This window comes from Xanthomonas bonasiae (assembly GCF_017163705.1).
Classification (GTDB): Bacteria; Pseudomonadota; Gammaproteobacteria; order Xanthomonadales; family Xanthomonadaceae; genus Xanthomonas_A; species Xanthomonas_A bonasiae.
The window spans coordinates 1-21,558 of record NZ_JAFIWB010000023.1 but is presented as its reverse complement, the minus strand read 5'-3'; the positions used below and the strand labels follow the sequence as shown (position 1 = coordinate 21,558).

Below are 21,558 nucleotides of genomic sequence, written 5' to 3'. Positions count from 1 at the left end.
GTACTGGGGAAAGGGGAATCGCATCAGCCGAAGTGCGACAGCACGCCGGCGATGGTGGCGGTCATGAAGGTGGCGATCGAACCGCCGAGCACCGCGCGCAGGCCGAACCGCGCCAGGTCCTGGCGCCGCTCCGGGGCCAGCCCGCCGATGCCGCCGATCTGGATCGCGATCGAGCTGAAGTTGGCGAAGCCGCACAGCGCGTAGGTGGCGATCAGCCGGCCTTCCTCGCTCAGCTGCATGCCGGGGATCTCGCCCTTGACGATTTTCGACAGCTCGCTGTAGGCGACGAACTCGTTGATCACGACCTTCTGCCCGATCAGCGAGCCGACCGTGGTCGCGTCCGCCCACGGCGTGCCGATCACCCAGGCGATCGGCGCCAGCAGGTAGCCGAAGATGGTGGACAGGTTGGTCGGGCGGCCGATCGCCGCGGCCAGGCCGGTGACGTCGCCGAACCAGGTCAGCGGCGCGTTGACCAGCGCGATCAGTGCGATGAACGCCAGCAGCATCGCGCCGATGTTCAGCGCCAGGCGCAGGCCGTCGCCGGCGCCGGCGGCGGCCGCGTCGATGATGTTGCTGGTGGTCTTCTCCACTTCCATCTTGACCGTGCCGCGGGTCAGCGGCGTGCCGGTCTCCGGGATCAGCAGCTTGGCCACCACCAGCGTCGCCGGCGCGGCCATGATGCTCGCCGCCAGCAGGTGCTTGGCGTAGAACGCCTGCTGCTCCGGATCGCTGCCGCCGAGCATGCCCACGTAGGCGGCGAGCACGCCGCCGGCGATGTGGGCCATGCCGCCGATCATCATCGTCAGCAATTCGGACTCGGTCATCTTCGGAATGTACGGGCGCACCGTCAGCGGCGCCTCGGTCTGGCCGATGAACACGCTGGCGCAGACGCTGGTGGTCTCCGCGCCGGACACGCGCATCACCTTGGTGATCGCCCAGGCCATCACCCGCACCACCGCCTGCATCACCCCCAGGTGGTAGAGCACGCCCATCAGCGCGGAGAAGAAGATGATCGTCGGCAGCACCTGGAAGGCGAAGATGAAGCCGTTGCTGGTGGTGTCCATCAGGCTGCCGAAGATGAAGTTGGAGCCTTCGTTGACGAAGCTCAGCACCTTCACGAACAGCTGTCCCAGCCAGTTGAAGACCTCGCGCCCGCCCGGCACCAGCAGCACCAGCGAGGCGAAGCCGATCTGCAGGACCAGGCCGGTCGCGACCAGCTTCCAATCCACCGCGCGCTTGTTGTTCGAGAACAACCAGGTGATCCCGATCAGCACCGCCAACCCGAACAGGCCGAAGCCGATCCTCCCCAAACCCTCGACCATCTGCTTCCCCTGGATCGCCGGACCAAAGAGAGGGAGCGTAGTGCAGGGGGTGACGGGCGGCAAGGCAAACCCCGTTCAGCGCCGGAAATCGGTTGCCGATCAAGGCAGTGCGTGGAGTGCGGGCACGTGCCGGTCGCCTCGCTACACTGTGCGGCCGCCCGCCGGCCACGTTCGCCGGCTCGCACCGCAGGAGGAATTCGCATGCATTACCGTCGCCTTGGCGCCACCGGCCTGCAGCTGTCGGCGCTGTCGTTCGGCGCCTGGATCAACTTCGGCGGACAGATCGGCCGCGACGAAGCGCGCAACCTGATCGCCGCCGCCTGGGACCACGGGGTCAACTTCTTCGACAACGCCGAGGTCTACGCGCGGGGCCGCGCCGAGCAGGTGATGGGCGATGTGATCGCCGACCTGCGGCTGCCGCGCGACGGCTATTGCGTGTCCAGCAAGGTGTACTTCGGTGCGGTCGACGCACCGCGCCCGACCCAGCGCGGGCTGTCGCGCAAGCACGTCACCGACGCCTGCCATGCCGCGCTGAAGCGGCTGCGGGTGGACTATCTGGACCTGTACTACTGCCATCGTCCCGACGCCGACACGCCGGTGGAGGAAACCGTGCGCGCGATGGACGCGCTGGTCCGGCAGGGCAAGGTGCTGTACTGGGGCACCTCCGAATGGCCGGCCGAACGCATCCGCGAAGCGGCGCAGGTGGCGCAGGCGCTCGGCCTGCAGGGGCCGTCGATGGAGCAGCCGCAGTACAACCTGCTGCACCGCCAGCGCGTGGAGCGCGAATACGCGCCGCTGTACGCCGAACTCGGCCTGGGCACCACGATCTGGTCGCCGCTGGCCTCGGGCCTGCTGACCGGCAAGTACAACGACGGCATCGACCCGGCCTCGCGCCTGGGCCAGGCCGGCAACGCCTGGCTGCACGAGGAGGTGATCGGGCCGCCCGCGCAGCGCCGCGTGGAGCGCGCACGCCGTTTCACCGCGCTGGCGGCCGCCGAAGGCGTGGCGCCGGCGGCGCTGGCGATCGCCTGGTGCCTGCGCAACCCGCACGTGTCCACGGTGATCCTCGGCGCCAGCCGCGTCGCCCAGTTGCTGCAGAACTTCGAGGCGCTGCCGTTGGCCGCGCGCGAGGATCCGGCGTGGTGGGCGCAGGTCGAGGCGGCGGTGGCCTGAGCCGGCGCCGCTTCGGCGCGAAGTGCGTGTGCGCACGGCTCGCGAGAGCCGTGCGCAATGGTCGATTCGTCGGGACTGTCGAAGCTCGATTTCCTATTCGCAGCTTGAATCGCTACAAACGAGAACGGCTCTTGCTTAATTATTGAGAATCATTATCATCCGTATCGACCCCTGTGTACGGAGCCCGACCATGACCGCTCAACCCGTCCTGTTGCGTCACCCCGAAACCCTGAGCCTGCGCGAGCGTGCGCTGCCGCGCGCGGTCCCGGTCGAAGAGACGATCGGCAGCGAAGCGCTGCTCAAGGGGCGCCGCGAAGTGCTGATCCAGCATGGCGACCGCGTGTATCGCCTGCGCCATACCAGCAACGACAAGCTGATCCTGACCAAGTAAGCCGGCCGGCCGCGCAGCGCGCGGCCACGCCACCCGCTCGACACTGCCGCCACCTGGCCGGACCCGATGGGTCCGCTGCGGCCGCCCGCAGTCGCGACCGTTTCTCTCCTCGGCCCTTGCGCCGGCATGCGCCGGCGTGGCCGGGATTTTTTCGCGACCCACCGATGACTTCCATGATCCGTACCGCTCCGCTCACCGGCGCGCTGTGGCTGGCCCTGGCCGCCTGCGCGCATGCCGCACCCGTCGACGCCACCGATGCCGTCGATGCCGTCGATGCATCCAGTTCCGCCACGCCGCGCGACTTCGACCGCCTGCAGGTCACCGCCACGCGCACCCAGCGCGCCATCGTCGATGTCCCCAGCAGCGTCGATGTCATCGATCGCGAGCAGATGGACCAGGAACTGGTCTACGACCTGAAAGACCTGCTGCGCTACAGCCCCGGCGTCTCGGTCACCGGCAACAGCGGCCGCTTCAGCGGCATCGGCGGCATCCGCATCCGCGGCCTGGACGGCAACCGCGTGCTGATGCTGACCGACGGCATCCCGGTCGCGGACACCTTCAGCTTCGGCAGCTATCTCAACGCCAACCGCAACTTCGTCGATATGGAAACGCTCAAGCGTGTCGAGATCGTGCGCGGCCCGGCCAGTTCGCTGTACGGCTCCGATGCGCTCGGCGGCGTGGTCGCCTACGTGACCAAGGACCCGGCCGACTACCTGGCGCCGGGCAAGAACAGCTACGTGGGCCTGAAATTCGGCTACGAAAGCGAATGGAACGGCCTGTTCGCCGGCGCGCTGGTCGCGTTCGGCGGCGAGCGCTGGAGCGGCATGGCCGCGGTCAGCCACCGCCAGGGCCAGGAAAGCGAGACCCAGGGCGACAACCGCAGCACCGGCGCGGCGCGCACCGCGCCCAATCCGCTCAGCAGCGACGGCCGCAGCCTGCTCAGCAAGCTGGTGTACGCGCCGAGCGCGAACCAGCGCTTCAAGCTGACCGTGGAGGGCAACGAGGACTACTCCAGCATCGATGCGTTGAGCAACGTCACTTCCAGCATCCTGTCGCAGCGCGGTCGCGACCATCAGACCCGCGCCCGCGTGTCGCTGACCCACGAAGTGGACCAGCTCGACACGCTGCTCGCCGACGACCTGCAGTGGCAGCTGTACCGGCAGGACAGCGAAAGCCTGCAACGCACCGACGAGCGGCGCAGCAACAACACCCTGCGGCACATGGAGCACGACTTCGACCAGCGCCTGTACGGGCTGCAGGCCAACCTGCACAAGCAGGTGGACCAGGGCCGCGTGGTCCACGATTTCAGCTACGGCATCGACCTGTCGTGGAGCGACACCCACGAAAAGCGCGATGGCTACGCGCAGAACCTGACCACCGGCGCGATCAGCAAGACCGTGGGCGTGGAGACGTTCCCGGTGCGCGATTTCCCGGTCACCGAGACCACCAAGGCCGGCGCCTACCTGCAGGACGAGATGCGCCTGGCCGATGGCCGCTTCAGCCTGATTCCGGGCCTGCGCGTGGACTACTACCGGCTGTCGCCGCAGGTCGATGCGATCTTCGCCGTCGACAACCCCGGCGTGGCCGCGGAGAAGGTCACCGACAGCAACGTCTCGCCCAAGCTCGGCGCGATCTGGCGTATCGACGATGCGTGGTCGCTGTACGCCAACTACGCGCACGGCTTCCGCGCGCCGCCCTACAACGACGTCAATATCGGCTTCACCAACCTGCAGTTCGGCTATACCGCCATCGCCAATCCGGACCTGAAGCCGGAGACCAGCAAGGGCGCCGAGCTGGGCCTGCGCTACACCGCGGCGGCCGGGTATTTCGGCCTGAGCGGCTACTACAACGACTACCGCGACTTCATCGAGTCCTACAGCTTCGTCGGCTACAACGCCGACGGGCTGATGCTGTACCAGTCGCGCAACGTCGATCACGTGGTGATCAAGGGCGTGGAGGCCAAGGCCGGCGTCGACTTCGGCGCGCTGTCCGCGCGCTGGGCCGGGTGGTCGCTGCATTCCAGCGCCGCCTATGCGCGTGGCGACAACAAGACCGACGCCACGCCGCTGAACTCGATCGATCCGCTGCGCGGCGTGCTCGGCCTGGCCTACGACCGCGAGACCTGGGGCACGCAACTGGTCGGCACCTTCGTGGCGAAGAAGAAACGCCCGGCGTCGGCGACGTACTACACGCCGTCCGGCTATGCGACGCTGGACCTGCTGGCGCACTGGAACTTCACCCCCGGCGCGCGGCTCAACGTCGGCGTGTTCAACCTGGCCGATCGCCGCTACATCGACTGGAACACCCTGCCCAGCGCGACCCTGGCCAGCAGCGCGGTGCTGGACCGCTACACCGGCGCCGGACGCAACGTCTCGGTCAGCCTGGCGCTGGACTGGTAGCGGCGCATGGGCAAGGCGGCGCCAGCGACCACCGACGCGACCCGGATCGCCGCATCCGCGCCGCTGCCGCGCCCGGCGCAGCTGGCGGCGCTGGGCACCGTTCTATGCCTGTACCGCGCGCAGCTGGGCACGGAACTGATGGGCTGGAACCATGCGCTGCGCGTCGGCGCGCAGCTCGGCGTGGACAGCGACGGATTGCTCGAAAGCCTGTGTTTCTACGATCGCCAGGAACGCTGCTGCTGGCGCCTGTACCTGCTGCCGGACAGCGATTTCGTCGCCTGGGACGCCTTGCTGTCCACGTTGCCCGCGGTGCACAGCGGCAGCGCCGATGCCGGCGTCGCCGAACGCCTGTGGCGACGCGTGGCCGGCCGCCTGAGCGGCGACAGCTGGCGCGCGCGGGCGCTGCGCCTGCACGCCAGCGACGGCGAATTGGCGGCCAGCGTCGCCAGCGTGTCGCCGCTGGGCGCCAGCATCGCCCGGCGCATCGCGCGGCTGGAGGCGGCCGAGGGCGAAGTGCTGGTCGACGACTGCTGCTGCGCCCGCGCCGGCCTGGCGGCCGCGCGCCACGATCCGCAACGGCCGTGGCCGCTGCTGCGCCTGTAGGGCGCAGTTCTCCTTTCTTCCTCAGCTACCGCGACCGACCACGACGATGAAATCACCGCTTCTGCTGCTCCTGCTCGCCGCTACCGGCCTGGCCCACGCCCAGGACGCCGATCCGCAACGCGACCGCACCAGCATCCTGGCGATGCAAGGCGAGTACATGGTGGATTTCGCCTTCGACGAGACCGTCCTGCTCAAGCCCGGGTACGAGCGCGCGCCGGCGATGCGCAGCGGCGCCAACGAAGTGGTGATCGTGGTCGAGGACAGCCCGCGCAAGGTGGTGCTGCAGCATCTGCTGGTCGACACCAAGAGCGGCCACGTGACCAAGCACTGGCGCCAGGACTGGAGCTACGAGGCGCCGCAGCGTTTCGAATTCAGCGCCGACCAGACCTGGCAGGTGCGCCCGCTCGCCGCTGCCGCGACCCGCGGCGCCTGGACCCAATGCGTGTACGAAGTCAGCGACGCGCCGCGCTACTGCGGCACCGGCCGCTGGGACTACGCCGACGGCCACCCGACCTGGACCAGCGACCTGAGCTGGCGTCCGTTGCCGCGCCGCGAATACACCAAGCGCAGCGACTACAACGCGCTGGCGGTGATCAACCGGCACACGCTGACCCCGGCCGGCTGGACCCACGAGCAGTTCAACACCAAGGTGTTGCGCAAGCCCGACGGCAGCCAGCAGCCGATCGCGCGCGAATTCGGCTTCAACGACTACGTCAAGACCGAGGAGGTCGACTTCACGCCGGCCTACGCCTACTGGAAGGCGACGCAAGGCTACTGGGCCAAGGTGCGCGCGCACTGGGACGCCTTCCTCGGCAAGCCGCCGGGCGTGCACCTGAAGACCAAGCTCGACGGCATGGCGATGATCATGCCGCTGTTCGAGCAGGCCGAGGCGGTGCAGCAGGGCAAGCCGGTGGCCGATGCCAGGATCGCCGCGGTGTTCGCGCAGTGGGTGGAGCCGGCGCCCGCCGAGCGTTGAACGCCGCTGCCGGCGCAGCGCCAGGGTGGGAAGGTGGCCGGGACTGGCGCCTTCCCTTTTTTTGCCCGCGCAGGCAGCGCGCCGCGGCGCCGGGCTACAGGTCGGTCACCAGGTGGTAGCTCAATCCCTTGCGCTCGGGCAGGGTGAAGATCCATGGAAAACCGACCGATAGCCCGCTGAGGTCGAGCCACTGCGGGTTGAACGACTCGATCAGGCCGCGTTGCCAGCAATGGCTGAGCCGGGAGATCTCCGCGGCGCGGAGCAAGGCGGCCACTTCGTTCTCGCACTCCTCGTACCACACCGCAAGGATCGCGACCGGATCTTCGGTTTGCCCGCGCACGCTGTTGCGCTCGCGCAGGGTCTTGCCCAAGCCATCGAGCGCCTGCGGCGTCGGTGCGGTGGCGATGTAATACGGGCCGCTGCGGGTCTCGGCCATGATGCAGGCCAGGTACGGCACGCCGTTGCGTGCAACGACCGCGTTCGCTGGGGCGGACGCGCTGTGCGATGGACTGTCGCTTGCCGGCATGGTCCTCGTGCTCGCCGATGCTGACCGGGCGCGGGCCGATCTGCGCACGAAGCGGCAGCGGCAGTCGCCGCGATGCTCGGCGAAGGCGAGGGCGGCCGTCAAGTTCCGCGCCCGCTGCGCGCAGCGGGCTTGTGCCGCTCAGCGTCTCAGCGCTGCATGCCCCAGCGGCGCACGGTGAGCCGCTCCAGCACGCGGAAGCCGGCGCCTTCCACCAGCAGGCCGAGCAGGATCACCATCGCCAGCCCGGCGAACACGCGGTCGGTGTACAGCTCGTTGCGGTTCTGGAAGATGTACCAGCCCAGGCCGCCCTGGCCGGAGGTGGCGCCGAACACCAGTTCGGCGGCGATCAGCGTGCGCCAGGCGAAGGCCCAGGCGATCTTCAGGCCGGACAGGATCGCCGGCAGCGCGGCCGGCACCAGGATCGCGACGACGTAGCGCAGCCCGCGCAATCCATAATTGCGCCCGGCCATGCGCAATGTCTCCGGCACGCCCTGGAAGCCGGCGTAGGTGTTCAGCGCCAGCGGCCACACCACCGCGTGCACCAGCACGAACACCAGGCTGCCGTTGCCCAGGCCGAACCACAGCAGCGCCAGCGGCAGCAGGGCGATCGCCGGCAGCGGATTGAACATCGCGGTCAGCGTGCCCAGCAGGTCGCGGCCGATCCGGGTCGAGACCGCCAGCGCGGTCAGCGCGAAGGCCAGTACCACGCCCAGCGCATAGCCTTGCGCCAGCAGGCGCAGCGAGGCGCCGACGCGGCCCGGCAGTTCGCCCGACCACAGCCCGTCGGCGAACGCGCGTGCGGTCTGCACGAAGCCCGGCAGCAGCAGGTCGTCGTCGAGCCAGTACGCGGCCGCTTCCCACACTCCGGCCAGCGCGAGCAGGATCAGCGCCTGGCGCAGCCAGTCCGGCAGCCGCCGCTGCGGCAGCGCCAGCGGCGATGCGGTCGCGACGTAGGCAACGACCGGGCGTTCGTACTCGGCGCGGATCGGCGGCCGCAGCGGCGCGGCGGCGCTCACGGCGCGACCTCGCGCAGCGGCGCGCGCCGGCGCAACGGCGCCACGTTCCCGGCGGCCGCCTCGGAGGCAGAGGCGTCGCCGCCGGGCGGGTCGAACAGCAGCCGGTGAATGCGTTGCGCGGCCTGCTGGAACGGCGCACTGCCGAGACTGGCCGGGCCGAAGCCATGGCTATTGAGTTCGGCGCGGACCTGGCCCGGATGCGGCGACAGCAGCACCACGCGGTTGCCGACCAGCAAGGCCTCGTCGATCGAATGGGTCACGAACAGCAGGGTGAAGCGCAACTCGTCCCACAGTTCCAGCACCTGTTCCTGCATGCGCTGGCGGGTCAGCGCGTCGAGCGCGGCGAACGGCTCGTCCATCAGCAGCACGCGCGGCTGCATCGCCAGCGCCCGCGCGATCGCCACGCGCTGCTTCATGCCGCCGGACAAGGTGTGCGGATAGGCATCGGCGAACGCGGACAACCCGACCTTCTGCAGGTAGTGGTCCGCGCGCTCGGCCGCTTCGCGACGCCCCAGCTTGCGCGCCGCGCGCAGGCCGAAGGTGACGTTCTGGCGCACCGTCTTCCATGGCGCCAGCTGGTCGAACTCCTGGAACACCACCACCCGGTCCGGTCCCGGCGCGCGCAGCGTCTGTCCGTCCAGGCGGATCTGTCCCTCGCTCGGTGCGACGAAGCCGGCGATGGCCTTGAGCAGGGTCGATTTGCCGCATCCGGACGGGCCCAGCAGGACCAGGCGGTCGCCGGCGTACACGTCGAAGCTGACCTGGTGCGTGGCACGCACCACGCGCTGTCCGGTGGCGTATTCCAGGCTGACCCGCTCGACCTGCAGCAGCGGCGCCGGCGCCAGTGCGAATGCGCTCATCTCAGCTGCCTCCGGCGACCTGCGCGCTGTCGAAGAAATACTCCTTGACCGCGCCGGGCGCCTGCTTGATCGCGCCGATCCGGTACAGGAACTGGCCGAGCTTGAGCGTGTTCTGCGGTGCGGTCTTGAACTGCACCTTCGGGTCCTTGAGGATGCGCAGCACCAGCGCGCGGTCGATCTTGCCGCCGTTGGCGCGCACGAACAGGTCCGCCGCCTGTTCCGGCTGGCGCTGCACGAAGCTGGCGGCCTCGGCCAGCGCGGCGACGAAGGCCTGGTAGGTCTTGGGATTGTCGCGGCGGAATTTCTCGGTGGCGTACAGCACCGTGGCCGAGGTCGGGCCGCCTTCGATCGCGTACGAGTCCAGCACGATGTGCGCCTTCGGATTGCGCGCCAGTTCCTGCTCCTGGAACGGCGGGCTGGCGAAGTGCGCGGTGATCTCGGTGCCGCCGCGGATGATCGCCGCGGCCGCGTCGGGATGCGGCAACGCCACCTGCTGCGTATCCAGCCGGTTGTAGGCCTTCTCGCCCCAGCGCTGCGCCGAGGCGTGCTGCAGCAGCCGCGATTGCACCGACACGCCGACCGCCGGCACCGCGATGCGGTCGCGCGGGCCGAAGTCGTCCAGGGTCTTGATCCGCGGATCGTTGCTGATCAGGTAGTAGGGAAAGTTGCCCAGCGAGGCCACGCCGCGCACGTTCTGGCGCCCGCGGGTGCGGTCCCACAGCGTGAACAGCGGGCCGACCCCGGCGCCGGCCACGTCGATCGAGCCGGACAGCAACGCGTCGTTGGCGGCGGCGCCGCCGGACAGCTGCACGGTTTCCACCGCGATGTCGATGCCGGCGGCCTTGCCGTGCTTCTCGATCAGCTTCTGCTGCTGGGCCACGTCCAGCAGCAGGTAGACGATGCCGTACTGCTTGGCGATGCGCAGCCGGCCTTCGGCGTGCGCCGGCAGGCTGTGCAGCAGTGCGATCGCCAGCAGCGCGGCGGCGCACCAGAGCGGCCGGCGCTGCGGCACGGCAGCGGACCGCGCTGCGGCCAGGGAAACAGCAGGTGAATCGAAAGCGGTCATGCGTCGCTCCGTTGCGGGGAAGGGCGGAGTGGCGGGGCGGTGCGCTGTTGCTGGCCTAGAACGGCACGTCGCCTTCGATGGTGGTGCGGTGCAGGCGCCGGCGCAGATGGTCCGGGGTGCCGCCGGCCAGGTGGGTGACCGCGCGGTTGTCCCAGAACACCATGTCGTGCGCCTGCCAGCGATGCCGGTAGACCAGCGGATCGGCGCTGCTATGGGCGAACAGGGCCTGCAGCAGCGCATCGCTTTCGTCCTGCGGCAGGCCGACGATGCGGGTGGTGAAGTGTTCGCTGACGAACAGCGCGCGGCGCCCGGTTTCCGGATGGGTGCGCACGATCGGATGGCGCACCGGCGCCACCTCGTCGATCTGCGCCTGGGTCAGCGGCGGACGCCACGGATTGCGCGCACGCAGCGCTTCGTACTTGGCCAGGTAGCTGTGCTCGGCCAGGCGGCCGTCGACCGCGCGCTGCAGTTCCGGCGGCAGCGTGTCCCAGGCCAGGTGCTGGTTGGCGAACAGGGTGTCGCCGCCCTCGGCCGGCAGCTCCTGCGCCAGCAGCATCGAGCCCAGGCTCGGGGTCGGCTTGTACGACAGGTCCGAGTGCCAGTAGTGCCCGGCGTCGCCCAGCCCGATCGGCTGGCCGTTCTCCTTGATGTTGGACACCACCAGCACTTCCGGCTGCTCGCGCAGCTGGAACTGGCGCAGCACATGGATCTGCAACGGGCCGAAGCGGCGGCTGAAGGCCACTTGCTGCGCCGGGGTGATGCGCTGATCGCGGAACACCAGCACGTGATAGTGCAGATGCGCGCGATGCAGCAGCGCGAACGTGGCCGCGTCCAGCGGTTGCGACAGGTCCAGGCCCAGCACCTGCGCGCCCAGCGGCGCAGCGAACGGTTCGATGCGGACCGCCGATGTCGCGGGGGCAGGCCGTGTTGCGGTGGAGGCGCGTGCCATCGTCTGACCTCGTCTGCGAAGGATGCAGCGCCGCGCGCACGGCACGCGGCATCGATTGCACTGTAGGCAGGGTCAGGCGTGCGCTGAAGCAACGATTCGGATGGTGCTTATACGCAACCGGCATATGTTGCTTGCGCGGGATTGGGGATTGGGGATTCGTAGTGCACCGCCGAGTTCTATCGGCGGTGCACATCGTCGTCGCCGGCCGCGAGCAAGCATTCGTCGAGACCTACCTCATCGCCGCGACCCGCATGCCGGGCTGCGCCGCAGTGCGCTCAGTTCTCGCGCAGCGCCAGTGCCGGCGGCGTGCGCAGGATGCGGCGCGTGCCCGACCAGCCGGCGAGCAGGCTCAGCAGCACGCCGCCGACCCCGCCCAGCAGCAGTGCCGGCCACGGCGGCGACAGCGTCAGCTGGAACGCCTGTTTCGCCACGACCACGCCGATCCCCGCCGCCGCGCCGACCGCCAGGATCGCCGCCAGCAGGCCGAGCGCGCCGAATTCCACCAGCACCGCGCCGCGCAACTGGCCGCGGCGCGCGCCCAGCGTGCGCAGCACCGCGCTGTCGTAGCGGCGCTCGCCGGCGGTGGCCTGCAGCGCCGCCAGCAACACCAGCACGCCGGCCAGCAGGCTGAAGCCCATCACCAGCTGCACCGCCTGCGCCACCTGGTCGATCACCTCGCGCACCCGCCCCAGGATCGCGTCGATGTCCAGCAGCGACACGTTCGGATAGGTGCGGCTGAGGCCGCTCAACTGCGCTGCGGAACCGCGCGGCAGGTGGAACGCGGAGATCAGGTTGTACGGTGCGTCCTGTACCGCGCCGGCGTTGAGCAACAGGAAGAAATTGACCCGGAACGAATCCCAGTCGGCCTTGCGCACGCTGGTGACGGTGAAGCTGCGCTGCTGCTCGCCGAGCAGCAGGGTGATGCGGTCGCCGAGCTTGAGGCCGTAGCGCTGTGCCCAGGCTTCCTCCACCGACGCTTCCGCCGCGGTGCTGTCGGCGGCCCAGAAACGGCCGGACAGCAGGCGGTTGGCGGCGGGGAATGCATGCCGCCAGGAGAAGTTGATTGGGCGATCGACGCCATCGCCATCGTCCTCCGGGCCCTGCTCCTGGCGCTGCGGCGGCTTGCCGTTGATCGCCACCAGCTTGCCGGTGCTGAACGGCTCCACCGCCGCGTCGGTGACGCCGAGTCCGCGCAGCGTGCCGAGCACGTGCTCGGCCTGGTCGGGCTGGATGTTCATCAGGAAGTAGTTCGGCGTGTCCGCCGGCAGCCGGTCGCGCCACTGGCCGAGCAGGCCCGGGCCGATCACCGCCAGCAGCAGCAACGCGCACAGCGACAGCGACAGTCCGACCAGTTGCACCACGCTCAGCGCGCGGCGCCGGGTCAGCGCGGCCAGGCCCAGCTTCCACGGCCCGCGCAGGCGCGACTGCAACCGCCGCAGCAGGGCCAGCAGCAGGCCGCCGACCGCTGCGGCGAGCGCGGCCAGCAGGGTCAGCCCGCCCAGCACCCAGGCCGCGAGCACGCCATCGCCGGTGGCGTACACCGCCAGCACCACGGTGGCGACCAATGCGGCTGCGTAGACCAGCAGCGAGGTCGGCGGCAGCGCGGCGAAGCTGCGGTTGAGCACGCGCATCGGCGGCACGTTGCGCAGCCGCAGCAGCGGCGGCAGGCCGAAGCCGAGCAGCAGCAACAGGCCGATGCCGGCGCCGGCCAGCGCCGGGGTCGCCTGCGGCAGCGGCAGCCGGTTCGGGATCAGGCTGCCCAGCGCTTCGACCAGGCCGATCTGCGCCAGCATGCCCAGGCCCACGCCGAGCGCGCAGGCCGGGATCGCCAGCAACAGCAACTGCAGCGCCAGCGCGCCGAGGATGTCGCGCTGGCGCGCGCCCAGGCAGCGCAGCACCGCCACGCTGTCGATGCGGCGCAGCGCGAAGCGGTTGGCGGCCAGCGCGGTGGCGACGCCGGCCAGCAGCACCGCCAGCAAGGCTGTCAGTGCCAGGAAACGGCCGGCGCGGTCGAACGCACCACGCACGCCGCGCTGGGTGTCCTCGATGCCGACCAGGCGGAACGCCTTGGCGCGCGGCTGCAGCCATTCGCGCAGCGCGGCGATCTCGCCCGGGGCGCCGGCGAACATCAGCCGGTACGAGGCGCGGCTGCCGGGGCCGAGCAGGCCGGCGGCATCGACGTCGGCGCGGTTGACCAGCAGTGGCGGCGACAGCTGCATCAGTTCGCCGGAGGCGTCCGGCTCGGCGCGCAGCACCCGGGTCACGCGCAGCGTGCCGGCGCCGAATTCCAGATCGTCGCCGAGCTTCAGTCCCAGCGCCTCGAGCAGGCGCGGATCGGCGTAGGCCTGGCCGCGCGGCGGCGGGCCGGCGCGCTCGCTGCCGGCGCCGGCGGTGTCGCGCGCGACCCGCAATTCGCCGCGCAACGGATAGCCGACATCGACCGCCTTGATGTTGGCCATCTGGCTGGCGTCGCCATGGAACAGCACGCTGGGAAAGCTGACCAAGCGCGTGTGGCGCACGCCGCGGCGCTGCGCCTCTTCGGCGAACGCGGCGGGGATGTCCTGGCGCCCGGTCACGCCGAGGTCGCCGCCGATCACCTCGGCGGCGCTGCCGGTCAGCGCCAGGGTGACGCGATCGACCAGGGTGCCGACCGCGGTCATCACCGCCACGCCCAGCACCAGTGCGGCGAACACGGTCAGCAGGTCGCCGGCGAACAGCTCGCGGCGCAGCGCGCGCGCGGCGTGGCGCAGCACGTTCATGCGTCGGCCACCGCTTCGGCCTGGCGCAGGCGCCCGCGGTCGAGCCGGTAGCGGTGTTCGCAACGCTGCGCCAGGCGCAGGTCGTGGGTGACCAGCACCAGCGTGGTGTCGCTGCCGGCGTTGAGCGCGAACAGCAGGTCGCTGATCTGCTGGCCGGTGGCCTGGTCGAGGCTGCCGGTAGGTTCGTCGGCGAACAGGATCCGCGGCCGCGCCACGAATGCGCGCGCCAGCGCCACGCGCTGCTGCTCGCCGCCGGACAGCTGCCGCGGGTAGTGCCGCGCCCGCGCGGTCAGGCCGACCGCCTCCAGCACCTCGCGCACCCGCGCCGGGTCCTCGCGCCCGGCCAGTTCCAGCGGCAGCGCGATGTTTTCGGCGGCGGTCAGCGACGGCAGCAGGTGGAAGCTCTGGAACACGAAGCCGACTTCGCGCGCGCGCAGGGCGGCGCGCGCTTCCTCGTCCAGCGCGTTGAGCGACTGCCCGGCGAGCACGATCTCGCCGCGCGTCGGCAGGTCCAGGCCGGCGAGCAGGCCGAGCAGGGTGGTCTTGCCGGAACCGGAGGCGCCGACGATGGCGACGCTGTCGCCTTCACCGATGGTCAATCCGACGTTGTCGAGAATGTGGACCGTGCCCTCCGGTCCGCTGACGGATTTGCCGACATCGCGTACGTCGATCGCGATGCCGGTGCGGGGAGTGGGGGCCAGACTGTCGATGAGGAAATCTCCGGATGCGTGGCAACGATACGAAAGGAACGCCGGCCTGGACGCGCAGCGCCTGGCTCTGGGCCTGTCTGGCATGGTGTCTGCTGCTGCCCGCCATCGCCTGTGCCAAAGGTGCGACGGGGCCGGTGCTGGTGGTCGGCGACAGCCTCAGCGCTGCGCACAACATCCCGGTCCAGTCCGGCTGGGTGGCGCTGCTGGAGCGCCGCCTGCAACAACAGATGCAGGCGCCACCGGCCGTAGTCAATGCCAGCATCAGCGGCGAGACCTCTTCCGGCGCGCTGACCCGGCTGCCGGCGCTGCTGCTCAAGCACCGGCCGGCGGTGGTGGTGATCGAACTCGGCGGCAACGACGCGCTGCGCGGGCTGACCCCGGCGGAGCTGCGCGGCAATCTGGAGAAGATGATCGTGCTCAGCCGTAATGCCGGCGCGAAGGTCTTGTTGCTGGGGATCGACGTGCCGCCGAACTACGGGCCGGCCTACCGGCAGCGGTTGCGTGCGGTCTACGCCGACCTGGCCAAACAGTACCAGACCGGGTTGCTGCCGTTCCTGCTGGAAGGCGTGGCGCTGAACCCGGCGCTGATGCAGGACGACGGCCTGCATCCCACCGCCGCCGGCCAGCCGAAGGTGCTGGACAATGTGTGGCCCAAGCTCAAACCCTTGATCGGCGGGTGATTCTTGCGCCGGTCAGGCATATGAAGCGGTCTTCACGCGGTCACCACCGGGTTTCCGGCATGTTTCACAAAGCTGAAGACTGAGGAAGCTCTATGCGTCAGACCAAGGAAACCTCCGGACTCGTTCTGGTCGTCGAGGACAACCGCAACATCTCCGAAATGATCGGCGAATACCTGGAAGGCCGCGGATTCGAAGTGGATTACGCCTGCGATGGCCTGGACGGCTATCGCCTGGCGGCAGAGAACAGCTACGACGTGGTGGTGCTGGACCTGATGCTGCCGCGCCTGGACGGCATCGAGGTGTGTCGCCGTTTGCGCAACGACGCGCGCAAGTCCACGCCGGTGCTGATGCTGACCGCGCGCGACACGCTCGACGACAAGCTCACCGGCCTGGGCTTCGGCGCGGACGATTATCTGACCAAGCCGTTCGCGATCCAAGAACTGGAAGCGCGGCTGCGTGCGTTGATCCGCCGCGAGCGCCGCCAGGTGGGCTCGGAAGTGCTGAAGGTGGCCGATCTGGTGCTGGATCCGGTGAGCATGCGGGCGACCCGTGCCGGCACCGAGCTGCAGCTGTCGCCGATCGGCCTGCGCCTGCTGACCATCCTGATGCGCGAATCGCCGCGCGTGGTCACCCGCCAGGAGATCGAGCGCGAGATCTGGGGCAACGGCCTGCCCGATTCGGACACGCTGCGCAGCCATCTGTACAACCTGCGCAAGATCATCGACAAGCCGTTCGACCGGCCGTTGCTGCACACCGTGCAGAGCGCCGGCTACCGCATCGCCGACATCGCCCAGCCGATGAGCTGAGCGGCGCCGGCTTTCGTTGAGAGGCCGGCGTTCGTTACGCGGCAGACCCCGGCAACGGGGCCTGCTTGCACGGCGGATTCACCATTCGCCCTCCTATAATCGCGGCGACGTCACACGGAAGCTGTAATGCCGCACGGTTTGCCGCGCAAAATCCGCCTTGCCCTGATCGCCCGGATCCTGTTCGCTGGCTGCATCGTCGCGTTGGGCAGTTACCTGGTGGTGGCGGTCGTGCAGCACTCGCTGGTGGGGTCGGTGATGCGGCAGGAAGCCGCGCACTATTGGCGCCTGTACGCGCAGTCTCCCTCGCAACCGCCGCCGAACAGCCACACCTTGCACGGCTACCTGGTGCCCGCCGGGCAATCGGATGCGGCGGTGCCGGCGAATCTGCGCGGCCTGGAGCCCGGCCTGCACGAGAACCGCCCCGGCGGCGAGATGGTCCTGGTCGACGACACCAAGGCCGGGCGCCTGTACCTGGTGTTCCTGCGCGCGCAGGCGCAGCGCCTGGCGTTCTGGTTCGGCATCGTGCCGGCGCTGCTGACCCTGGTCGCGGTGGTGGTGGTGGGGTGGCTGACCCATCGCGCCTCGCGGCGCCTGCTGTCGCCGGTGAACTGGCTGGCGCGGCGCGTGTCGCAATGGGATCCGCGGCATCCGTCCACCGCCGACCTGGCGCCGGAAAACCTGCCGGCCGACGTGCAGGGCGAATCGCGGCAACTGGCCGCCGCGCTGCATGCGCTGGCCCTGCGCGTCACCGACCACGTGTCGCGCGAGCGCAACTTCACCCGCGACGCCAGCCACGAATTGCGCACGCCGCTGACCGTGATCCGCGTCGCCAGCGACATCGCGATGACCGATCCCGACCTGCCGCCGCGGCTGGGCCGCAGCCTGCAGCGCATCCAGCGCGCCGGCCGCGACATGGAGGCGGTGATCGACGCGTTCCTGATCCTGGCGCGCGAGGCGGACGTGGTGCCGCAGAGCGAGACCTTCGAGGTCGCCGACGTGGTCGAGTACGAAGTCGAGAATGCGCGCGAGCTGTTGACCGGCAAGCCGGTGACGCTGAGCGTCAGCGTGCTCGCCGCCACGCGCCTGCACGCGCCGCCGCGGGTGCTGCACGTGGTGGTCAGCAACCTGCTGCGCAACGCCTGCAGCTATACCGACGCCGGCAGCATCGTGGTCGAGATCGACAGCGACCGGATCAGCATTCGCGACACCGGCATCGGCATGTCGCACGAAGCGTTGCAGCGCGCGTTCGAGCCGTTTTTCCGTGCCGAACCGGACCGCCCGCAGGGCACCGGGCTGGGCCTGTCGATCGTGCGCCGGCTGTGCGAGCGCTTCGGCTGGCGGATCGGGCTGGAAAGCGCCGAAGGCGGCGGCACCACCGCCACGGTCAGGTTCGATCCGGTCAAGTGAGCGAGCGGATCGCCTGGCGCGCGGCGGCGTGTGCTGCGCCGGCGCAGCGCGTTCAGCGCTTCAGATAGGGCCGCACGATGTCGCGCCACAGCGCATAGCCGGCGGCGTTCATGTGCAGGTGGTCCGGGCCGAACAGTTCGCCGCGCGGTTGCCCGTCGGCGCCGAGCATCGGCGTGGACACGTCGATGAAGTCCACCCGCTTCAGTCCGGCGGCGGCCTTGCGGATCAGCGCATTGGCTTCGGCCACCTGCGGCAGCAGCGCCGCGCGCGCCGGGCTCGGCTTGATCGAGATGTAGGCGATGCGGGTGGTGGGCAGGTCGCGGCGCACCCGCGTGACGAAGGCCAGGAAGTCGTCGCGCAGCTGCTGCGGGCTGCGGCCGCTGTTGAGGTCGTTGTCGCCGGCGTAGAACACGACCAGGCGCGGTCGGTACGGCACCACGATGCGGTCGGCATACCAGGTGCTGTCGCGGATCTCCGAGCCGCCGAAGCCGCGGTTGAGCGTGTTCACGCCGGGGAAATCGCTGGCCAGCGAGGTCCAGAAGCGGATCGAGGAACTGCCGACGAACAGCACGCCGCCGGGCTTGGGCGGATGCGCGGCATCGGCCTGGGCGAAGCGCTGCATGTCCTGTTCCCAGTCCGGGCTGGAGACCTGTTGCGGAATCTGCGGCGGGGGCATCAGGGTGAGCGCCAGGGCCGACTGCAGGCCCAGCAGGAACAGGCAGGTGGCGAGCAGCGCGGTGCGCAGCGGTGAACGGGGCATGAAGCACCTCCTAACGACAACGGAGCGGCGATGGTGCCGCAGGCGCCGCGCCGCAGGCAAATCCGCCGCCGGCGGCGGCCCGGCTCAGCGGCGAACGGGGGCTTGTGGCAAAATTGGCGCCTAGCCCGCTTCGCCATCGCCCATGACCGTTCCCTTCCGGCCGTCGCCGTCGCGTCTTCGTTCCCCAGGCCGGGCCTGAGCCATGGCCGACCAATTCGGGCACCTGCCGCGCGGACCGCGCCGGATGCTGATGGCGCTGCGCTGGTCGTACCAGGGTCTGCGCGCGGCCTGGCTGCACGAATCCTCGTTCCGGCTGGAAGTGTGCCTGTTCGTGCTGCTGGCGCCGCTGGCGCTGTGGCTGGGCGATGGAGCGGTGCAGCAGGCGCTGATGATCGGCTCGCTGCTGCTGGTGCTGGCGGTGGAACTGCTCAATTCCGCGATCGAGGCGGTGATCGAGCGCTATGGCCCGGAACACCACGAACTGGCCGGCCGCGCCAAGGACATGGGCTCGGCGGCGGTGCTGCTGATGCTGGCCAATGTCGTGCTGTGTTGGGGCCTGATCCTGCTGCCGCGCGTGCTGTGACATCCGCCTGTCTTTTTTACCGTTAAAGGATTCGACCCCATGGCTTTCGAGTTTCTCGCCGATCCCAACACCTGGCTGACGCTGCTGACGCTGAGCGCGTTGGAAATCGTGCTGGGCATCGACAACCTGGTGTTCATCTCCATCGCGGTGGGCAAGCTGCCCGAGGCGCAACGCCCGGCCGCGCGCAAGTTCGGTATCGCGGTGGCGTGCCTGACCCGCATCGCGCTGCTGGTGTCGCTGGCGTTCCTGGCGCGGATGCAGGGCGAGCTGTTCAGCGTCGCCGGCATGGGCATCTCGGTGCGCGACCTGGTGCTGATCGTCGGCGGCGTGTTCCTGCTGGTGAAGGGCACGATGGAGATCCGCGAGATGATCACCGGCGGCGAAGACGCCGACCCGACCACCAGCAAGGCCTCCGGCGTGTTCTGGATGGTGATCGCGCAGATCGCGGTGATCGACATCGTGTTCTCGCTGGATTCGGTGATCACCGCGGTCGGCATGGCGCAGCACATCCCGGTGATGGTGGCGGCGGTGCTGCTGGCGGTGGCGGTGATGCTGCTGGCGGCCAACCCGCTGGGCCGCTTCATCGACGCCAACCCGACGGTGAAGATGCTGGCGCTGGCGTTCATCCTGATGATCGGCGTGGTGCTGATCCTGGACGGCCTGGACGTGCACGTGCCCAAGCCCTACATCTACGCGGCGATGGGCTTCTCGGTGCTGGTGGAATGGCTGAACCTGCTGATGCGCCGCCGCGCCGCCGCGCACAACGTGCCCGGCGCCGGCAAGTGGTGAACGGCTGACCCAGTCGCGGCTGCGTTTTCACGGGGGGCGTGGCAAGCTGCGCCCTGTCTTCATGCCGGAGAGCACCATGCGCCTGTTGTCCCGTTCCTTGTTCCTCGCCGCCGTGGTGGCGCTGCTGTCCGGCTGCGGCTACAACGCGATCCAGCAGAAGGACGAGGCGGTCAAGGCCGGCTGGTCCGAGGTGCTGAACCAGTACAAGCGCCGCGCCGACCTGATCCCGAATCTGGTCAACACGGTCAAGGGCTATGCCGACCAGGAGCGGCAGGTGCTGACCGACGTGACCAACGCGCGCGCGCGGGTCGGCCAGGTCCAGGTCAACGCCGACGATGCGGCGTCGCTGCAGCAGTTCCAGCAGGCCCAGGGCCAGCTGTCCAGCGCGCTGTCGCGGCTGCTGGTGGTCACCGAGAACTATCCCAACCTCAAGTCCGACCAGTCGTTCCGCGACCTGCAGGCGCAGCTGGAAGGCACCGAGAACCGCATCACCGTGGCCCGCGGCCGCTACATCGAGGCGGTGCAGGACTACAACACCTACATCCGCTCGTTCCCGCAGGTGATCACCTCGAAGATCTTCGGCTACAAGGAAAAGCCGAACTTCTCCGTGGCCAACGAAGCGCAGATCTCCGAGGCGCCGGCGGTGAATTTCGGTGGCCAGCCGGCGCAGACCGCTCCGCAAGCGCAACCGCAGCAGGCGCCGCAGCCGGCGCCGGCGCAGTAAGCGCACTGCAGCGCATGGCGGTGCCGACGATGGCGCCGCTGCGCACCGGTCCGCGCTGCGGCCTGCGGCCGGTTCGTGCATCCCGGTTGGTGTCGTAAGCCAGCCGGCCGCTTCCCGGGCCACGCCGCCGCTGCGGTGTGCTCCCTTCGATGCCGCCGCGCGATCGCGCCGGCAGGAGTCTGCAATGCGCGATACGACCACCCGCCACCGCCCTGTGCGCCGCGGCCGGCATGCCTGGATCGGGATGCTGCTGCTGGCGCTGTTGCCGCTGCTGGCGTGGGCGCAGGCGGCCAGCGAAGCGCCGATCCCGCCGCTGGACACGCCGGTGGTCGACACCACCGGCACCCTGCAGCCGACCCAGCGCCTTGCGCTGGAGCAGCAGGCGGTGCAGTTGCAGCAGCGCAAGGGCAGCCAGCTGCAGGTGCTGGTGGTCGCGACCACTGCGCCGGAGACGATCGAGCAGTACACCCAGCGCGTGTTCGACCAGTGGCAGATCGGTCGCAAGGGCGTGGACGACGGCGTGCTGCTGGTGGTGGCCAAGGACGATCGGCGCGTGCGCATCCAGCCCGGCTACGGCCTGGAAGGCGCGATCCCCGATGCCACCGCCAACCGCATCATCCAGGAGTACCTGGCGCCGCGGTTCCGCGCCGGCGACTACGCCGGCGGCATCGCCGAGGCCACCGCGATGCTGGTCAAGCTGATCGACGGCGAACAGTTGCCGCCGCCGGTGAGCACGCATGCGGCCGAGGCGCGCTCCGGCGGCAAGCTGCCGTTGGGGTTCTTCGCCGGGCTGTTCGCCGCCTTCGTCGCGCAACTGCTGTTCGCGCGCGCGCCGCGGCTGCTGCGCGGCGTGCTGGCGGCGCTCGCCGGCGGCGGCGTGGGCCTGTTGCTGAGCCTGTCGCTGTTCGTCGGCGCGCTGACCGGCGCCATCGGGCTGGTGCTGGGCCTGCTGTCGGGCATCTCGCCGGGCCGCTCGGTCGGTGGCGGTGGCGGCGGTGGTTGGGGTGGCGGCGGATTCGGGGGCGGCTTCGGCGGCTTCGGTGGCGGTGGTTTCGGAGG

The 21,558-nt window shown here is 69.9% G+C and carries 21 protein-coding genes; 12 read left to right on the top strand and 9 right to left on the bottom strand.

Going from position 1 to position 21,558, the window contains the following annotated elements; genetic code table 11:
* Nucleotides 1-23: 23 nt before the first annotated feature.
* Nucleotides 24-1,322, bottom strand: coding sequence for a NupC/NupG family nucleoside CNT transporter (locus JR064_RS17110; protein ID WP_179568325.1), 1,299 nt, complete (start codon nucleotides 1,320-1,322; stop codon nucleotides 24-26).
* A 201-nt stretch (nucleotides 1,323-1,523) separates the two neighbouring features.
* Here JR064_RS17110 and JR064_RS17105 point away from each other — a divergent pair, with 201 nt between their 5' ends.
* The 5 genes from JR064_RS17105 to JR064_RS17085 all read left to right on the top strand — a co-directional run bounded on the left by JR064_RS17105 (nucleotide 1,524) and on the right by JR064_RS17085 (nucleotide 6,864).
* Entirely contained in the window at nucleotides 1,524-2,495 is a 972-nt protein-coding gene (locus JR064_RS17105; RefSeq protein ID WP_206230543.1) for an aldo/keto reductase, read from the top strand.
* 190 nt (nucleotides 2,496-2,685) lie between these two features.
* The gene (gene hemP, locus JR064_RS17100) at nucleotides 2,686-2,886 is read left to right on the top strand and encodes a hemin uptake protein HemP (protein WP_179568321.1); all 201 of its coding nucleotides are present in this window, start codon (nucleotides 2,686-2,688) and stop codon (nucleotides 2,884-2,886) included.
* Nucleotides 2,887-3,059: 173 nt separating this feature from the next.
* Nucleotides 3,060-5,285, top strand: coding sequence for a TonB-dependent hemoglobin/transferrin/lactoferrin family receptor (locus tag JR064_RS17095; protein ID WP_206230542.1), 2,226 nt, complete (start codon nucleotides 3,060-3,062; stop codon nucleotides 5,283-5,285).
* Nucleotides 5,286-5,291: 6 nt separating this feature from the next.
* On the top strand, nucleotides 5,292-5,888 hold the full coding sequence (locus JR064_RS17090) for a ChuX/HutX family heme-like substrate-binding protein (RefSeq protein ID WP_206230541.1): 597 nt from the start codon (nucleotides 5,292-5,294) through the stop codon (nucleotides 5,886-5,888).
* Between the two features lie 46 nt (nucleotides 5,889-5,934).
* Entirely contained in the window at nucleotides 5,935-6,864 is a 930-nt protein-coding gene (locus JR064_RS17085; RefSeq protein ID WP_206230540.1) for a DUF6607 family protein, read from the top strand.
* A 94-nt stretch (nucleotides 6,865-6,958) separates the two neighbouring features.
* On the opposite strand, the gene JR064_RS17080 is transcribed toward JR064_RS17085, so the two are convergent.
* The 7 genes from JR064_RS17080 to JR064_RS17050 form a co-directional block, all read right to left on the bottom strand.
* Nucleotides 6,959-7,300: a GIY-YIG nuclease family protein gene (locus tag JR064_RS17080; RefSeq protein WP_225209910.1), complete on the bottom strand. Its 342-nt coding sequence runs from the start codon at nucleotides 7,298-7,300 to the stop codon at nucleotides 6,959-6,961.
* Between the two features lie 236 nt (nucleotides 7,301-7,536).
* The gene (locus JR064_RS17075) at nucleotides 7,537-8,406 is read right to left on the bottom strand and encodes an ABC transporter permease subunit (protein ID WP_206230539.1); all 870 of its coding nucleotides are present in this window, start codon (nucleotides 8,404-8,406) and stop codon (nucleotides 7,537-7,539) included.
* Complete coding sequence (locus tag JR064_RS17070; protein ID WP_206230538.1) at nucleotides 8,403-9,266, bottom strand: ABC transporter ATP-binding protein; 864 nt, start codon at nucleotides 9,264-9,266, stop codon at nucleotides 8,403-8,405. The genes JR064_RS17075 and JR064_RS17070 overlap by 4 nt, the downstream gene beginning before the upstream one ends.
* 1 nt (nucleotide 9,267) lies before the next feature.
* Complete coding sequence (locus tag JR064_RS17065; protein ID WP_241093139.1) at nucleotides 9,268-10,332, bottom strand: ABC transporter substrate-binding protein; 1,065 nt, start codon at nucleotides 10,330-10,332, stop codon at nucleotides 9,268-9,270.
* 55 nt (nucleotides 10,333-10,387) lie between these two features.
* Nucleotides 10,388-11,281, bottom strand: coding sequence for a TauD/TfdA dioxygenase family protein (locus JR064_RS17060; RefSeq protein WP_179568305.1), 894 nt, complete (start codon nucleotides 11,279-11,281; stop codon nucleotides 10,388-10,390).
* A 275-nt stretch (nucleotides 11,282-11,556) separates the two neighbouring features.
* Complete coding sequence (locus JR064_RS17055) at nucleotides 11,557-14,040, bottom strand: ABC transporter permease (RefSeq protein ID WP_206230537.1); 2,484 nt, start codon at nucleotides 14,038-14,040, stop codon at nucleotides 11,557-11,559.
* The gene (locus JR064_RS17050; RefSeq protein WP_004426017.1) at nucleotides 14,037-14,639 is read right to left on the bottom strand and encodes an ABC transporter ATP-binding protein; all 603 of its coding nucleotides are present in this window, start codon (nucleotides 14,637-14,639) and stop codon (nucleotides 14,037-14,039) included. The genes JR064_RS17055 and JR064_RS17050 overlap by 4 nt, the downstream gene beginning before the upstream one ends.
* 125 nt (nucleotides 14,640-14,764) lie before the next feature.
* On the opposite strand from JR064_RS17050, the gene JR064_RS17045 reads away from it, so the two are divergent.
* From JR064_RS17045 to JR064_RS17035, 3 genes are all read left to right on the top strand, one after another.
* Nucleotides 14,765-15,430 carry an arylesterase gene (locus JR064_RS17045; RefSeq protein WP_206230536.1) on the top strand — a complete coding sequence of 222 codons (666 nt, stop codon included), beginning with the start codon at nucleotides 14,765-14,767 and terminating at the stop codon, nucleotides 15,428-15,430.
* 92 nt (nucleotides 15,431-15,522) lie between these two features.
* Nucleotides 15,523-16,236 carry a response regulator transcription factor gene (locus JR064_RS17040; RefSeq protein ID WP_003481607.1) on the top strand — a complete coding sequence of 238 codons (714 nt, stop codon included), beginning with the start codon at nucleotides 15,523-15,525 and terminating at the stop codon, nucleotides 16,234-16,236.
* A 126-nt stretch (nucleotides 16,237-16,362) separates the two neighbouring features.
* The gene (locus tag JR064_RS17035) at nucleotides 16,363-17,643 is read left to right on the top strand and encodes a sensor histidine kinase (RefSeq protein WP_206230535.1); all 1,281 of its coding nucleotides are present in this window, start codon (nucleotides 16,363-16,365) and stop codon (nucleotides 17,641-17,643) included.
* Between the two features lie 52 nt (nucleotides 17,644-17,695).
* Here the strand turns inward: JR064_RS17035 and JR064_RS17030 are convergent, their stop codons facing one another.
* Complete coding sequence (locus JR064_RS17030) at nucleotides 17,696-18,403, bottom strand: SGNH/GDSL hydrolase family protein (RefSeq protein WP_206230534.1); 708 nt, start codon at nucleotides 18,401-18,403, stop codon at nucleotides 17,696-17,698.
* A 202-nt stretch (nucleotides 18,404-18,605) separates the two neighbouring features.
* On the opposite strand from JR064_RS17030, the gene JR064_RS17025 reads away from it, so the two are divergent.
* From JR064_RS17025 to JR064_RS17010, 4 genes are all read left to right on the top strand, one after another.
* Nucleotides 18,606-18,986, top strand: a complete 381-nt coding sequence (locus JR064_RS17025; protein ID WP_179568285.1) for a diacylglycerol kinase — start codon at nucleotides 18,606-18,608, stop codon at nucleotides 18,984-18,986.
* Nucleotides 18,987-19,025: 39 nt separating this feature from the next.
* Nucleotides 19,026-19,775 (top strand): TerC family protein, encoded by a 750-nt coding sequence (locus tag JR064_RS17020; protein WP_206230533.1) that lies wholly within the window; start codon nucleotides 19,026-19,028, stop codon nucleotides 19,773-19,775.
* 76 nt (nucleotides 19,776-19,851) lie between these two features.
* The gene (locus JR064_RS17015) at nucleotides 19,852-20,499 is read left to right on the top strand and encodes a LemA family protein (RefSeq protein ID WP_206230532.1); all 648 of its coding nucleotides are present in this window, start codon (nucleotides 19,852-19,854) and stop codon (nucleotides 20,497-20,499) included.
* A gap of 184 nt (nucleotides 20,500-20,683) precedes the next feature.
* On the top strand, nucleotides 20,684-21,558 hold an 875-nt coding region (locus tag JR064_RS17010), incomplete at its 3' end, for a TPM domain-containing protein (protein WP_425510309.1).